Origin of the sequence: Ruthenibacterium intestinale (assembly GCF_040096265.1) — a bacterium.
Lineage (GTDB): Bacteria > Bacillota > Clostridia > Oscillospirales > Ruminococcaceae > Ruthenibacterium > Ruthenibacterium komagatae.
The window spans coordinates 1-13165 of the sequence record NZ_JBBMFA010000057.1 but is presented as its reverse complement, the minus strand read 5'-3'; the positions used below and the strand labels follow the sequence as shown (position 1 = coordinate 13165).

Sequence of the window (13165 nt, the reverse complement as noted above, 5' to 3'; positions counted from 1 at the left end):
CAGCTATCCGCTTATGAGAACGCGGGAGGACGGGCGCAGAAGTTTTTGAAGCTGACGGAACGCCATGCCGCCTTTACTGACCTCACCCCCGCCATTCTCAACGAGTTTATCAGCAGGATTGAAGTGCATGAGCGCGACCAGAAAAGGGCGAGATACGCAATCCAGCACATCAGCATATATTTCAACTATATCGGCAGATTTGAGAACGAAGTAACGCAGCTTGCAGAGCCGACAGAGCAGGAAATCCGGCAAATGCGGGAAGAAATCGAAGAAGCCAAAAAGGAAAAGAGCCGCGCCTACCACCGGAAGTATTCAAGGGAGTACCGGGCGCGAAACCTTGAAAAGCAGCGGGAGTATGAGCGTATCAAGGCGCGGGAATACCGGGCAAGGAGAAAGGCGCAGACCGCCGCCGCACAGCCCGCACAGTAAAACAGAATAACCGACAACCAAGAGGGATTTTCCGGCTACGGGAAGTCCCTCTTTTGTGCCCGGAGAAAGGAGCTGCCTATGGCAGAACAGACCCCCGACAGTATCATCACGACGCAGAGAAACGGGCAGACTATTGTTGCGGAGTTATTTTTCAATCACAGCAGCACAGAAACATTCCGCGACAAGCTGCTCAAGACGATACTTGCCGACAGTTCGTGTTTATCTGCGTCTGACGGTCAAGAGCCGGAAAAATCGGAAATCTTGCGATAACAGCCGCCCCGACGATACATTCCACGTCCGGGCGGTTTTTATCGTCAAAAACGCCGTTTTCTCCAAGTCAAGAGCCGGAGAAAACACCCGAAAAATGCCCCTATTGCGTAACAGGGGCGCAGAAAGGAGCTTGCATGAGAACAGGGCTTACCAAGCAGGAAAAGACCACCGATATTTGGTTTGACGAGAAAGACCCCCTTATCCATATCCGCACCCACAACACCGCCTTGAAAAAGCGTCTGCTTGCATACAGCCGCCGTTATCCGGCGATCTGCCAGCAGACTGACGCAGACCCGGAAACGGGCTGCATGGAGTTTGACATTGAGAAAGGCCGCTTCTCTTTCCGTCTGACCGCCCCATACAGCGAGGAACGGCGGGAAGCGGCGCGGCGGTATGCCAGAGAGAGCAACGTCGCCGACAGGCTGAAATAGAGTTGAAATGTTCATAGTTTTGTGCTATACTTTTTCTAAAAGCAGAGTAATACTGCGGAATTGATTGGAGGACAACACAATGGTTACATTTATGAGATTAAGATAAAACCGCGAGTTATGTTGCGGTTATCCGTATTGCATAACTCGCTTATTGAAGCAGAGATGTAATTACGGAGGAAAAACAAATGAATAATAATTTATCACGCTTTGCAGACAGCAAGGTTTATTTTCAATGCCCAATTTGCACAAAATCAATGGATATACAAGGCAATAGCCTAATTTGTAGACATGGACATTGCTTTGATATTTCAAGATATGGGTATGTAAATTTGTTGTTAAAATCATCGCCCAAAACCAACTACAGCAAGCGGTCTTTTGACAACCGGCACCAAATTTTGGAGTATGGCATGTATGATGTTGTGTTGGAGAAAATCATACAGTTTATTTCTGATACGCCATCTATAAGAAACATTTTAGATGTTGGTTGCGGCGAGGGTTTCTATGCAAGGCAGATACAGCAAAGAACAGAACGAAACATCTTTGCCTTTGACTTGTCAAGGGAGGCAATACAGATTGCATCAAAAAAAGACAAGCGCAAAGCAGTGAAGTGGTTTGTTACTGACTTATCAAAAATCCCTTTGAAAGACGGAAGTATGGATTGTATTTTAGACATATTTTCGCCTGCACACTACAAAGAATTTCAGCGATTGCTATCTCCTAACGGATATGTTGTGAAAGTAATTCCTACGAAAAATCATTTGAGGGAAATCAGGACTAAAGTGCAAGCACACTTGAAAAATCCAGATTATTCAAATGAGTCTGTCGTTGAATATTTTGAGAAATATCTTAAAACCATTTCAAGAGAAACGGTTTCAGCCACCGTACAGTTGTCATCAGAACAAAGAATGTCGTTTATTGAAATGACGCCGCTTCTCTTTTGCGTTGAAAAAGATTGCGTTGATTGGCGTACTCTCACACATTTGACAATCGAAGCTGATGTTTTAATAGGAATGTATTAAAGGGCGTATTGATATTTAATATTCCCATTTATTGAGCAGAACGGAGTAAACCAAACACCCTAATCAAAAGGACAGCCGAGGAAATCGACTGTCCTTTTTCTATGCCGACAGGTAGAAAGGAGTGACCACCCATGACGAAACCGAGAGAAAAAAAACGCGAGGAATTGCAAGCCGAGATTGAGGACGGGAAGAAGAAAATCCGGCAGCTTGAAAATCGGGAAAAGGTGTTGCGGCAAAAGTTATCCCAAGAGGAACGCCGGACGCGCAGCCACCGGCTGGTCGTCCGAGGCGCAGTCTTTGAGAGCATTGTGCCGGAAGCCAAGACCATGACCGATGAGGAAGCCGCCGCCTTTCTCCGGCTTGCCCTGACGAGCGAGGAAGCGCGGGCTTATCTGAAAAAACGCACCGAGGGCGGGAAAAGCGAATAATCCCTTTGGAACAAAGGGCGCACTTATACACCCTTGCGGGCGTGTGCGCTCTGCCGAGGGCGTATCTCCGCACAGGGAACTTTCCCCGCGCTCCGATATGGCGGCTTTGCCGCAACAAGGGGCTGCACCCCTTGCGCCGCTTACGCGGCTATCCCTGCACACCCACAAAAACAGTACACCCGCCGTTGGCGTCTGTACCATTTTTGCGGGTTTGGTTATCCTATCCGGGAGGTGATACCCATAGCCATTTACCATTGTAACATCGGCATTGTGAGCCGAGGAAAAGGCAAGTCAGCCGTTGCCGCAGCCGCCTATCGAAGCGGCGAGAAAATCACAAACGAGTGGGACGGAATGACCCATGACTACACCCGCAAGCGCGGCGTTGTCCATACGGAAATCCTACTGCCGCCCCATGCCCCGCCCTCTTTCTCTGACCGTTCAACCTTGTGGAACAGCGTGGAGCTTTACGAGAAAGCCGGGAACGCCCAGCTTGCCAGAGAGATTGACGCAGCACTCCCCATAGAATTATCCAGAGAGGAACAGATCCGGCTTGTCCGTGAATACTGTTCCTCTCAATTTGTTTCAAGAGGAATGTGCGTTGATTTTGCCATTCACGACACCGACAGCGGCAACCCCCATTGTCATATCATGCTTACCATGCGCCCCCTTGACGAGCGCGGCGCATGGGCGGCGAAGTCCAAAAAGGAATATGACCTTGACGAGAACGGCGAGCGCATACGCTTACCAAGCGGCAGATACAAGACACACAAAGTTGACCTCACAGGCTGGAACGACAAGGGCAACGCGCTTTTATGGCGCAAGGCATGGGCGGATATTTCAAACGCCTACCTTGAACGCGCCGGACACCCGGAGCGTATCGACTACCGCAGCAACGCCGAGCGCGGCATTGACGAGCTGCCCACCGTCCACATGGGCGTAGCGGCCTGTCAAATGGAGAAGAAAGGCATAGCCACCGAGAAAGGCGAGCTGAACCGGAATATCCGAAAGGCAAACCGCCTTATCCGGGAAATCAGGGCGCAGATTGGAAAGCTCAAAGAATGGATTGGCGAACTGTTCAAGGCGCGGGAAACCGCCCCGGAGCAGCCCCCGCAATCCCCCGGCCTTGCAAATCTGCTGATGAAGTATTTAAGCGTTCAGAGAGAAAAGAGCCGGAAGTATTCGCAGAGTTGGCAAAGGCAGCACGCCGCCGATGAACTGAAAACCGTTGCAAAGGCGGTCAACTATCTTTCCGAGCATGGTATTTCTACCCTTGCGGAGCTGGACGCTGCCCTTTCCTCTGTCAGCGACCAAGCCGACGCTATCCGGGAGGGCATGAAAACCGCCGAGAAGCGCATGAAAGAATTGCAGAAATTGATTGAATACGGGAAGAACTACACCGAGTACAAGCCCATTCACGACGAGCTGAAAAAGCTGAAAAATGGCTGGACGAGCAAGCGTGACAAGTACGAGGAAGCCCACCGCGCCGAGCTTACGCTATGGAACGCAGCGAGCCGCTATCTCCATGCAAATCTGCCGAAAGGGACAAAGACCTTGCCTATCTCTGAATGGGAAAAAGAGTACGCCACTCTCAGCGGGCAGAGAACAGCGGAATATACCAAGCTGAAAGAAACCCGCGCCGAGGTTGCCGAGCTGCACAATATCCGCAAGTGCGTTGATATTGCACTGAAAGCCGACCAGCCGGAGCAGACCCGCGCCAAGCGTCACGAACAGGAGCGATAAGGGAAAGGACGGGCAAGCTATTTTGCTTGTCCGCCCTATGTACTGTTCGATTTCAGAATTTATCGAGACATTTCTTCTGTTCTGCGTCCGATATACTTCTTATGACATTCAAGCTGGTGTTGTAATCTTTCTGCCAACTGAAAACATTCAGATTTTTCGCAAAGTTCAATTCCAAATTGCAGTAAACGAATGTCTGTTGCTAACGGAAGTTCGTCAGAATTATCAACTGCCCACCACGGAAATACCTTGCTACTTTTTTCACTTTCCGCAATCAAAAACATATATCCAATAAATTCGCCACTCCTACGGACAAAAATATATTGTGGCAAAGTATGACCTTTAGACTTCTCCATTTCATTTTTCATACAAGAAATACTACCATAAGCCGGAGTAAATCCAAGCCCATTGAGTTGACGAAGGGCTTTGTCTTTTTCATGTTCTGATAAATCATGATAATTGATAATTTCGTCTGACACTTTACCTACCGCCTTATTCGCAATCTTATATTTTTATTATACGCAATAGCTATGAACAATTCAACCACAGAAAGCGAGGTATCAACCATGTACTACACCCAAGAACAGATAGACCGGGCAAACCAAGCCGACCTTGTTTCTTTCCTGCAATCACAGGGCGAGCAACTTACCCGCGCCGGGAATGAATACCGCTGGAAACGGCACGACAGCTTGACCGTCCGGGGAAACAAATGGTACAGGCACAGCCAGAGCAAGGGCGGCGGCCCCGTTGATTTTATCATGGAGTTTTTCGGCAAGAGCTTTACCGAAGCCGTGGAACTTCTCACAGGAGAAAAGGGAGCCGCACCACCGCCGGACAAACCTTGCCCCGCGTCCCTCTCTGACTTCCGGCTACCGCCCCCAAACAACGACAACAGAATAGCGAGGAACTACCTCACAGCAGCCCGCCGCATTGATGAAGATGTGACGGGCTTTTTCTTTGCCCGCGGCGATATTTACGAGGACACAGCCCACCACAACGCCGTATTTGTGGGGCGGGACGAGGACGGAATACCGCGCTACGCCCACAGCAAGGGAACGGCGGGAAACTTCCGGCTTGATGTGAAAGGCAGCGACAAAGCCTTTAATTTCTGCTACCGGGGCGAGGGTGACAGGCTTTTTGTCTTTGAAGCCCCCGTTGACCTGCTCTCTTTCCTCTGCCTGTTCAAAAAGGCATGGCAGAAGCAGAGCTATTTGTCATTGGGCGGCGTGGGAGAAAAAGCCCTGTTGCGTTTCCTCTCTGACCGTCCGAACATCAAGACCGTCTACCTCTGCCTTGACAGCGACCAAGCGGGAAACGACGCTTGCAGCCGCCTTGCGGAGCTTGTGCCGGAGGGCTTGACCGTCCACCGCCTTGTGCCGCTTTACAAGGACTGGAACGAGGTATTGCAGCACCGGGCAGAAATCACAGACGGGAAGTATATCCGGGAAGCGGTTTACGGCTTGAAAGAGCCGCCGCAGGAAGAAACCGTCGAGATTATCCGCATGAGCGAGGTTGACACGCAGACCGTTGAATGGCTATGGGAGCCGTATATCCCTTTCGGGAAAGTAACCATTGTGCAAGGCAACCCCGGCGAGGGCAAGACCACCTTTGCCCTACGCCTTGCCGCCGCCTGTACCACCGGGGGAACGCTGCCGGGAATGAAGCCCTTGCTGCCATTCCATGTGATTTACCAGACCGCCGAGGACGGGCTGGGCGATACCGTCAAGCCCCGCTTGATAGAAGCCGAAGCCGACCTTGACCGCGTGCTTGTGATTGATGAAGCCAAGCGGGAGCTTACCCTCTCCGACGAGCGCATAGAAAAGGCAATCACGCAGAACGGGGCGCGGCTGATTATCCTTGACCCCATACAGGCGTACATGGGCGAAAAGACCGACATGAACAGGGCAAATGAAGTGCGCCCCATGTTCCGCCGCCTTGCCGATGTTGCCGAGCGTACCGGGTGCGCTGTTATCCTTATCGGACACCTGAACAAAGCTGCCGGAGGGCAGAGCGCATACCGGGGCTTAGGTTCTATCGACTTCCGCGCCGCAGCAAGGAGCGTCCTGCTGATCGGGCGCGTGAAGCGGGAGCCGAATGTGCGTGTTATCGTCCATGACAAATCTTCCCTTGCGCCGGAGGGCAAGCCCGTTGCCTTTTGCCTTGACCCGGAAACAGGCTTTTCATGGATAGGCGAATACGACATAACCGCCGACGAGCTGCTATCCGGCGCGGGCGGGAACACCGCCACCAAGACCGAGCAAGCCGAGAAGCTGATACTTGACCTGCTTGCAGACGGGAAAGAACTTGCCAGCGAGGACATTGTAAAGGCCGCAGCCGAAGCCGGAATATCCGAGAGGACGGTACAGAACGCCAAGCGCAACATGGGCGGTATTTTAGGCGCAAGGCGTGTCGGCGGTCAATGGTATAACTTCATCAAGAAGAAGCAGCCGCCCGAACCCGCAATCTGAAAGTGCAAAACGCAGACCCTTTGCACTTTGCACTTTCGCACTTTCACAAGAATTTGCGTCAATAACTCAAAAAAGCACTTGACAAAACGCTTCATGGGGCACCCATGAGGACATCGCACCCTACATCGACCCGGTGTTCCAGAACAATGTGATTCTGACTAAAACCGAGAGCCTGACCATGAACAGCCGCCCCAAGGACCCCAAGACCGCCAGAAACAAAAATGTGCTGGTGATCGGTGGCTCCGGTTCCGGCAAGACCCGCTTCTGGCTGAAACCGAACCTGATGCAGATGCACAGCTCCTATGTGGTGACAGACCCAAAAGGCACCATCCTGGTGGAGTGCGGCAAAATGCTTCAGCGCGGCACACCCAAGCTGGGCAAGGACGGCAAGCCCATGAAGGATAAGCACGGCAAGGACATCTATGAGCCTTATCGGATCAAAGTCCTCAATACCATCAACTTCAAGAAGTCCATGCACTATAATCCCTTTGCCTACATCCACTCCGAAAAGGACATCTTGAAACTGGTCACGACGCTGATCGCCAACACCAAGGGCGAGGGCAAGGCCGGGGACGATTTTTGGGTTAAGGCCGAGACGCTTTTGTATCGTCAAATTGATGTAGCACGTCTTTGGCATTGTTCCAGAAGTGCTGTTGCACAAAGATTTAAAAAAATAAAAAAATTTTTGAATAACACTTAACAAATGAAGCGTATCAGTGCCTACCCATTGAGGGAAGAACATTCTCCCAATGTGGAGCTTGACAATTTCATAGACGGCATTTCCGGTACATAACCTATGTACGAGCGAATCAGGCACGCCGCGAAGATGGACAGCCCCAGGAGGTGATGAATAGGACTGTTCCGAGCGATCCACGTCAGCCTGATACCCGAAAGTGGCATTTCAGGGCGCGATGACTGCATAGGGGTTAAAGATACTTCCTCACGGCCTCCTAAAGACTTGGGGGGAACTCTGCGGCGCACGAGTAAAACGACGCTGTGGAGTTATGACAGCCGCGCCAGCGGAGACCGGAATGTCCCCATCGCCAGGGGTGCGTGGCAAATGTGGCGAGTAAATTTTTCAAAGTCAGATACCATGCGCTGGCAGCTTCGGTTGCCAGCGCATTCATGTGATTTTGAAAGCAACAACCACATCTTTGACAGAAAGGGGGACCACCTATGGAAAAATTGATTTCGCGGAAAGAGGCTGCCAAATTACTGGGGATTAGCATTGCCACTTTGGATGCAGCTCGAAACAGTGGGCTAATTTCCTATGTTCAGTATGTGCAAAATGGTTGCGTGTACTTTACAGATGCTGGCCTTCAGGAGTATATCGCAAAATGCACCCATCGTGCAAAGCCAGTGGAAAAAAGCGCTACATACCGCAAGCTGCGAAGTGTCCGAGCTTGAGCTGTTCCGTATCCTTGCTGGAACCTAATATGTCTGATAAAACAAAGGTACAGCGCTGGACATTATTCTTAGGAGGTGACGGAATTGGCAAAAAGAAAAAGGGCAATTCCTCAATATGGTACGGTCGTGCTTAACGGCATTGAATATTATAGAACCAGAGTCGAAGATTCGGATGGAAACAGAGTGGCGCTTTATGCAAAGACGCCCGAAAAGCTTTATGACAAGGAACTGGAGGCGTTAGAGCAGATTGACAGTACTACGTTTCGTCGAAGATCGCCTACGGTTGCTGAGTACTGTGAGAAGTGGCTGCTGATGCAGTCCGTCCATGTTCGGGCCACCACCTTGACAGATTATACCTCTAAGGTGCGGCGGCACATTATTGGAGGGCTGGGAGACAAGAGAATGGCTGATGTAGTGAGGGACAGCCCTTGTCATATTCGCAGTTCAAACGTGTCTGGCAGTACATCGTTGTTCGGTCTACCAAGGAGCGTACCTATTATAAGTATGTGAACGGACAGAGCATCAAGTACACTGTTCAGCCGAGTCTGGGAGGACATCAGAAAAACAATCCCAACATTGTGTATAGCCTGGACTTCGATGTGACACCGCACCTGCTGCGGCATACCTACATCACCAATCTTCTGTATGCAGGTGTTGACCCCAAGACGGTCCAGTACCTTGCCGGACATGAGAACAGCAAGACAACTATGGACATCTATGCAAGAGTAAAGTATAATAAACCAGAACAGCTATTCGATGTAGTAAATTCTGCATTTCATCAAGCTGTCCCCTCGTAAAAGTGGCCTGTTTTTTGGTTAAGGAATAGGACAACCGAGGGGCCGAGGCTCAAAAAAGCCCGGAATATCAAGGAAAATCATCGCTCAGACGATTGAAGTACGGCCTCAAAGCCGCCCGTCGCGCTCCTCAGTTCAGCAAGCGCTAATCTCACTTACCCAAGAGATAATTTCCACTGCTTCTCAGTACGTCTTTGGACGCTGTTTTGCAGAAAATTGGGTGGTTTTGGAGTTGTGAGAGTTCCTCAGAAGTGTTCCGTTTTGCTTCGTAAGGAGCAAGCAAGGAGCACACAAGGAACAAGAATCGCAAGCGAAAACAAAAGCCTTATGAAGCAGGAGATCGTTCCGCAAGGAGCGTATCTCCTGCTTTTTTGTGCTGCACGGCTTTTCCTTCTTCCTTTTAGATCTTGTTGATTGCCTCCACCAGTGTTTCAATATCCAGGTGGGTGTAGACACGTTCGGTGAGCGTCATGGCACCGGAGTGCCCCACAATCTTTTTGATCATGGTTTGGTCTACATGGGCCTCTGTCAGCATGGAGATGCAGGTGTGCCGGGTACAGTGTGGCGTCTGGTCATATCCAAGCTGCTCCATCAGGGGTGTGAAGTAACTGTCGTAGTAGTTCCTGTAATCAAAGTGCTTTTGATCCGGCGTGTGGAGCAGATATTCACACTGAGAACCTTCGTACCACGCTTTGTAGAATGGCAGCACCTTGTCGGCAATGGGAACTTTCCGCAGGCCGTTTTCGGTTTTGCTGGCGATCACATCAAAGTACTGTTCTTCCAGATGTACATTTTCCTTCTTCAAATCGAGGAACTCCGAGATGCGGCAACCGTTGTAGATCAGCATCAGCACGATCTGATAGTACGGGTCCTCTGCAAGCTCCCATAGGCGGGCAATCTGCTCCTTTGTGAACTTGTTCCGGTCACGTTTGTTTGGATTCTTATCCTTGTACCGGCTCAAATCCACAAACTCGGAGTAATCCTTGTTGCAGATATCGTTTTTCATGGCGTAGGCATACAGCTGGTTGAACAGCCCCTTGAGTTTTTTCAGAGTGGGGTAATTCTTCTCACAGGTGTCCACCACAAATTGAAGGTCCATCAGCCGAATGTCCCGAAACACCTTGTTGTAAAGTGTTCCGCACACCCGATAGGACGCCTCGTAGCCTTTTACGTTTGACTTGGAGATGGTGGGGAACTTCTCCTTTGACCAGCGTTCATAGACCTCCTGGAAGGTGGCTTTGGATGCCTTGATGTCAAAGGGATTGTTGTTGTACTCCGCCAGCATTTGCAGCCCCTCTGCTCTGGTTGCCGCATAGCCGATGGTGATTTGTTCCTGAACAGACTTTCCTGTTTCAGGGTTGACGTGCCACCCTACTGTTTTCCTCACTGCATAGGGCCTTCTTCGCTTTCCGGACATTTTCTTGACGCTTCCATATCCGTTGGGTAATCTCAAAAAATCTCAAACTTCCTTTCTCCCAGCGTTTGAATTAAATTTGATAAAGGGTATGCAACACCCTCTGTTACTCCTGGTCGTCGTTTTCCTCGGCGGCCTTTTTCATTTTCTCCAGCATCTGCCGATCCAGTTCGTTGCGCCGCTGAATGCGCTCCAAATCGGAAAGAACTTCCACTTCCCTATCCTGCAACTTGGCGTCTGCGTAGTAAGCCAGTTCCTTTTCAATCCAGCGGTCAAAGGATTCCTGATCGGTCCAATAGGTTTCCAGCTTTTCACGCTCGTCCCGGAACTCTTCCAAAATCAGACACAGGGAATCGTTCATCTCTGCCGACCGGTCATTTCCCTTAAATTTCAGGGAGCAGGACCATTCTTCGCTGTGGGGCGGGCGCTGGACATCGATCTCGAACCGGATACCGGCCTTCTTGTTTAATTGGTACAGAACCGCAATCACATCAGACAGGCTGTCCAACTGGATTTCAGGTTTCTGGTAGCCAATCAGGTCTGCCGGAGATATGTTTAAGATTTTGGCGATAGCATTGATCATCGCTATAGATGGCTCAATTTCACCGCTTTCGTATTTTTGAACTGTGCGCATCGTCTTGTCCAGACGCTGTGCCAGCTCTGTTTGGCTCAAGTGGGCCGCCTTGCGGGCTGCCTTGATTCTCTCGCCAATTTCGGCTGGGTTGCTGTGCATTGTCATCACCTCGTCTGTATTGTAACACGAAGCTGTGCGAATTACAAGGTCGTAATACGAATAATTTTTTCGTATTTAGTGTTGACAAGCTGTCATGGATGGCTTATAATCAAAATACGAACTAATAATTCGTATTTTAGCAATAAGGAGGTCATTCCCATGGAGAAGAAAGTTTATGTCGAACTGCCGCCCTTCACTGGACGCAATGTCCCCATCACCGAGATTGCAGCCGCCATGCACAAAGATGCCCAGTATGTGCGCATTGGTTTGCAGCAGGGAATCCTGAAATTCGGCTATGCGATCAAGCTGGAGAACTCTAACGAGTACAACTACTACTGCCCCGACAGAAAGGTGTGGGAGGAAATTGGATACTTCCAGCCGGAAACTGCATAAAAAAAGAGCCCTCATCCTGGCAGATGAGAACTCTTGGCGGACAGTACAAACGGCAGCTGCCGTGTGACTATCACTCAGCAAGGATATTATAACACGACAGCTGCCAAATTCAACAATTATTTAAGGAGGAACAGAATTTGACAGCTTTACCAGACAGCATCATACAAAATGGTCTGTTCTGCTGCTGGAAGTATGAGGAACGGAATGGGAGGAAAACGAAGATGCCATACCAGCCGCAAACCGGTCTGGGAGCGAAAAGCAATGATCCTTCCAGCTTTGTACCCTATAAAACAGCAGTGCAGGCCAGCGGATATGATGGCATCGGAATTGGTATATTCAACGGCATCTGTGCGATTGACCTGGACAACTGCGTTTCGGACAGCGGCTATTACACCCAGACCGCCGCAGAAATTGTGGCCTTAATGCACAGCTATACCGAGTACAGTCCCAGCGGCAACGGTCTGCACATCCTTTTTTCGGCAAAAGGCTTTCAGTATGATACCAAGCGATTCTACATTATGAACCATCAGGACGGAATCGAGGTTTATGTGGCGGGAGCAACCAACAAATATGTCACCGTGACCGGCAACCGCTGTGAGGATTATGAGTATGGTGACCGGACTCAGGAGCTGCAAATGTTACTGGACAAGTTCATGCGCAGGCCAGAGGTAGGCGCAAAAAATGCAATAAATGCAAAAAACTCTGATTTAAGCATGGAGCAGCTTCTGCACCTGGCAAAAAGCAGTAAGAATGGGGCAGTATTCACAGCCCTTTGGAACGGTTCGTTGGAGGGATATTCGTCCCCATCAGAGGCAGATCTGGCGCTGTGCAGTCACCTTGCCTTTTGGACAGGACGGGATGTCGCCAAGATGGACACGATGTTCCGACAGTCGGGATTGATGCGGGATAAATGGGACCGGCAGCAATCCGGCACAACGTATGGTGCAATCACCATTCAGAAGGCAATCGAGTATTGCCGGGAAATCTACACTCCAAAAGCGGAGCCGTCACCGGTTTTTCAACCTATTGTTCCGCTGACGCCACAGTGGAGTGATCTGCCTGCATTTCCGGTAGACGCTCTCCCGGATGTGATTCGGAATTATGTGAATGCGGTGGCCGAACACAGTCAGACTGCCCCGGATATGGCAGCGGTGATCAGCCTGGGTGTGCTGGCAACCTGCTTACAAGGGAAATACAAGATAGAGGGAACGCCAGGATACTGTGAGCCTTTGAGCTTGTACACAGTGGTGATCGCCGCACCGGGGGAGCGAAAGTCCAGCGTCATGCGGGATATGACCACATTCCTCTATGAGTATGAGCAGGAATATAACAAGGCGCACAGCATGGAAATACGGGAAAACCATTTGCATCGGGAATCTCTGGAGCGCCAGATCTCCGGTCTGCAAAAGAAGCTGGAGCGCAAGGAAAGCCGGGAAATGGAGCTGGAGCTACGGCAGCTTCAGGAACAGCTGGAAGAAACTCCAGAACTAAAGCCAGTTCGCTTTTTTGCGGACGATTGTTCCAGTGAAGCGCTGACCAGCTTGATGGCAGCTAACAATGGGGTGTTCTCGGTGATCTCTACGGAAGGAGGTATCTTTGACATCATGGCAGGACGGTATTCCAACAAATCCAACATTGATGT

The 13165-nt window shown here is 50.3% G+C and carries 13 protein-coding genes and 2 pseudogenes; 12 read left to right on the top strand and 3 right to left on the bottom strand.

The features are described from left to right. From WMO24_RS03535 to mobQ, 6 genes are all read left to right on the top strand, one after another. On the top strand, positions 1-429 hold a 429-nt coding region (locus WMO24_RS03535; protein ID WP_349214940.1), incomplete at its 5' end, for a DUF4368 domain-containing protein. A 78-nt stretch (positions 430-507) separates the two neighbouring features. Next, positions 508-699 carry a transposon-encoded TnpW family protein gene (locus WMO24_RS03530; protein ID WP_002592869.1) on the top strand — a complete coding sequence of 64 codons (192 nt, stop codon included), beginning with the start codon at positions 508-510 and terminating at the stop codon, positions 697-699. A gap of 134 nt (positions 700-833) precedes the next feature. Then, on the top strand, positions 834-1130 hold the full coding sequence (locus tag WMO24_RS03525) for a hypothetical protein (RefSeq protein WP_002592868.1): 297 nt from the start codon (positions 834-836) through the stop codon (positions 1128-1130). 185 nt (positions 1131-1315) lie between these two features. Then, positions 1316-2149 carry a methyltransferase domain-containing protein gene (locus tag WMO24_RS03520; protein ID WP_002584969.1) on the top strand — a complete coding sequence of 278 codons (834 nt, stop codon included), beginning with the start codon at positions 1316-1318 and terminating at the stop codon, positions 2147-2149. Positions 2150-2280: 131 nt separating this feature from the next. Then, the gene (locus WMO24_RS03515; protein ID WP_002592867.1) at positions 2281-2577 is read left to right on the top strand and encodes a DUF3847 domain-containing protein; all 297 of its coding nucleotides are present in this window, start codon (positions 2281-2283) and stop codon (positions 2575-2577) included. A 231-nt stretch (positions 2578-2808) separates the two neighbouring features. Next, entirely contained in the window at positions 2809-4317 is a 1509-nt protein-coding gene (gene mobQ, locus WMO24_RS03510; protein WP_349214939.1) for a MobQ family relaxase, read from the top strand. A gap of 59 nt (positions 4318-4376) precedes the next feature. On the opposite strand, the gene WMO24_RS03505 is transcribed toward mobQ, so the two are convergent. Continuing rightward, on the bottom strand, positions 4377-4793 hold the full coding sequence (locus WMO24_RS03505; protein WP_087385313.1) for a hypothetical protein: 417 nt from the start codon (positions 4791-4793) through the stop codon (positions 4377-4379). Positions 4794-4880: 87 nt separating this feature from the next. Here WMO24_RS03505 and WMO24_RS03500 point away from each other — a divergent pair, with 87 nt between their 5' ends. The 4 genes and pseudogenes from WMO24_RS03500 to WMO24_RS03485 all read left to right on the top strand — a co-directional run bounded on the left by WMO24_RS03500 (position 4881) and on the right by WMO24_RS03485 (position 8986). Further along, positions 4881-6782 carry an AAA family ATPase gene (locus tag WMO24_RS03500; RefSeq protein ID WP_349214938.1) on the top strand — a complete coding sequence of 634 codons (1902 nt, stop codon included), beginning with the start codon at positions 4881-4883 and terminating at the stop codon, positions 6780-6782. Between the two features lie 85 nt (positions 6783-6867). Further along, positions 6868-7389, top strand: a pseudogene (locus WMO24_RS03495) (type IV secretory system conjugative DNA transfer family protein); the annotation flags it as partial. A 569-nt stretch (positions 7390-7958) separates the two neighbouring features. Beyond that, positions 7959-8189: a hypothetical protein gene (locus tag WMO24_RS03490; RefSeq protein WP_002576320.1), complete on the top strand. Its 231-nt coding sequence runs from the start codon at positions 7959-7961 to the stop codon at positions 8187-8189. A gap of 84 nt (positions 8190-8273) precedes the next feature. Further along, positions 8274-8986: pseudogene (locus tag WMO24_RS03485) on the top strand (tyrosine-type recombinase/integrase). Positions 8987-9383: 397 nt separating this feature from the next. On the opposite strand, the gene WMO24_RS03480 reads toward WMO24_RS03485, so the two are convergent. After that, positions 9384-10370: a tyrosine-type recombinase/integrase gene (locus WMO24_RS03480; protein WP_349190628.1), complete on the bottom strand. Its 987-nt coding sequence runs from the start codon at positions 10368-10370 to the stop codon at positions 9384-9386. Positions 10371-10503: 133 nt separating this feature from the next. Next, positions 10504-11130 carry a helix-turn-helix domain-containing protein gene (locus WMO24_RS03475; RefSeq protein ID WP_349214937.1) on the bottom strand — a complete coding sequence of 209 codons (627 nt, stop codon included), beginning with the start codon at positions 11128-11130 and terminating at the stop codon, positions 10504-10506. Positions 11131-11289: 159 nt separating this feature from the next. Here WMO24_RS03475 and WMO24_RS03470 point away from each other — a divergent pair, with 159 nt between their 5' ends. Together WMO24_RS03470 and WMO24_RS03465 are read left to right on the top strand one after the other, a co-directional pair. Next, a complete protein-coding gene (locus WMO24_RS03470) occupies positions 11290-11523 on the top strand; it encodes a hypothetical protein (RefSeq protein ID WP_033121804.1) in 234 nt (77 codons plus the stop codon). 137 nt (positions 11524-11660) lie between these two features. Continuing rightward, on the top strand, positions 11661-13165 hold a 1505-nt coding region (locus WMO24_RS03465), incomplete at its 3' end, for a phage NrS-1 polymerase family protein (RefSeq protein WP_349214936.1).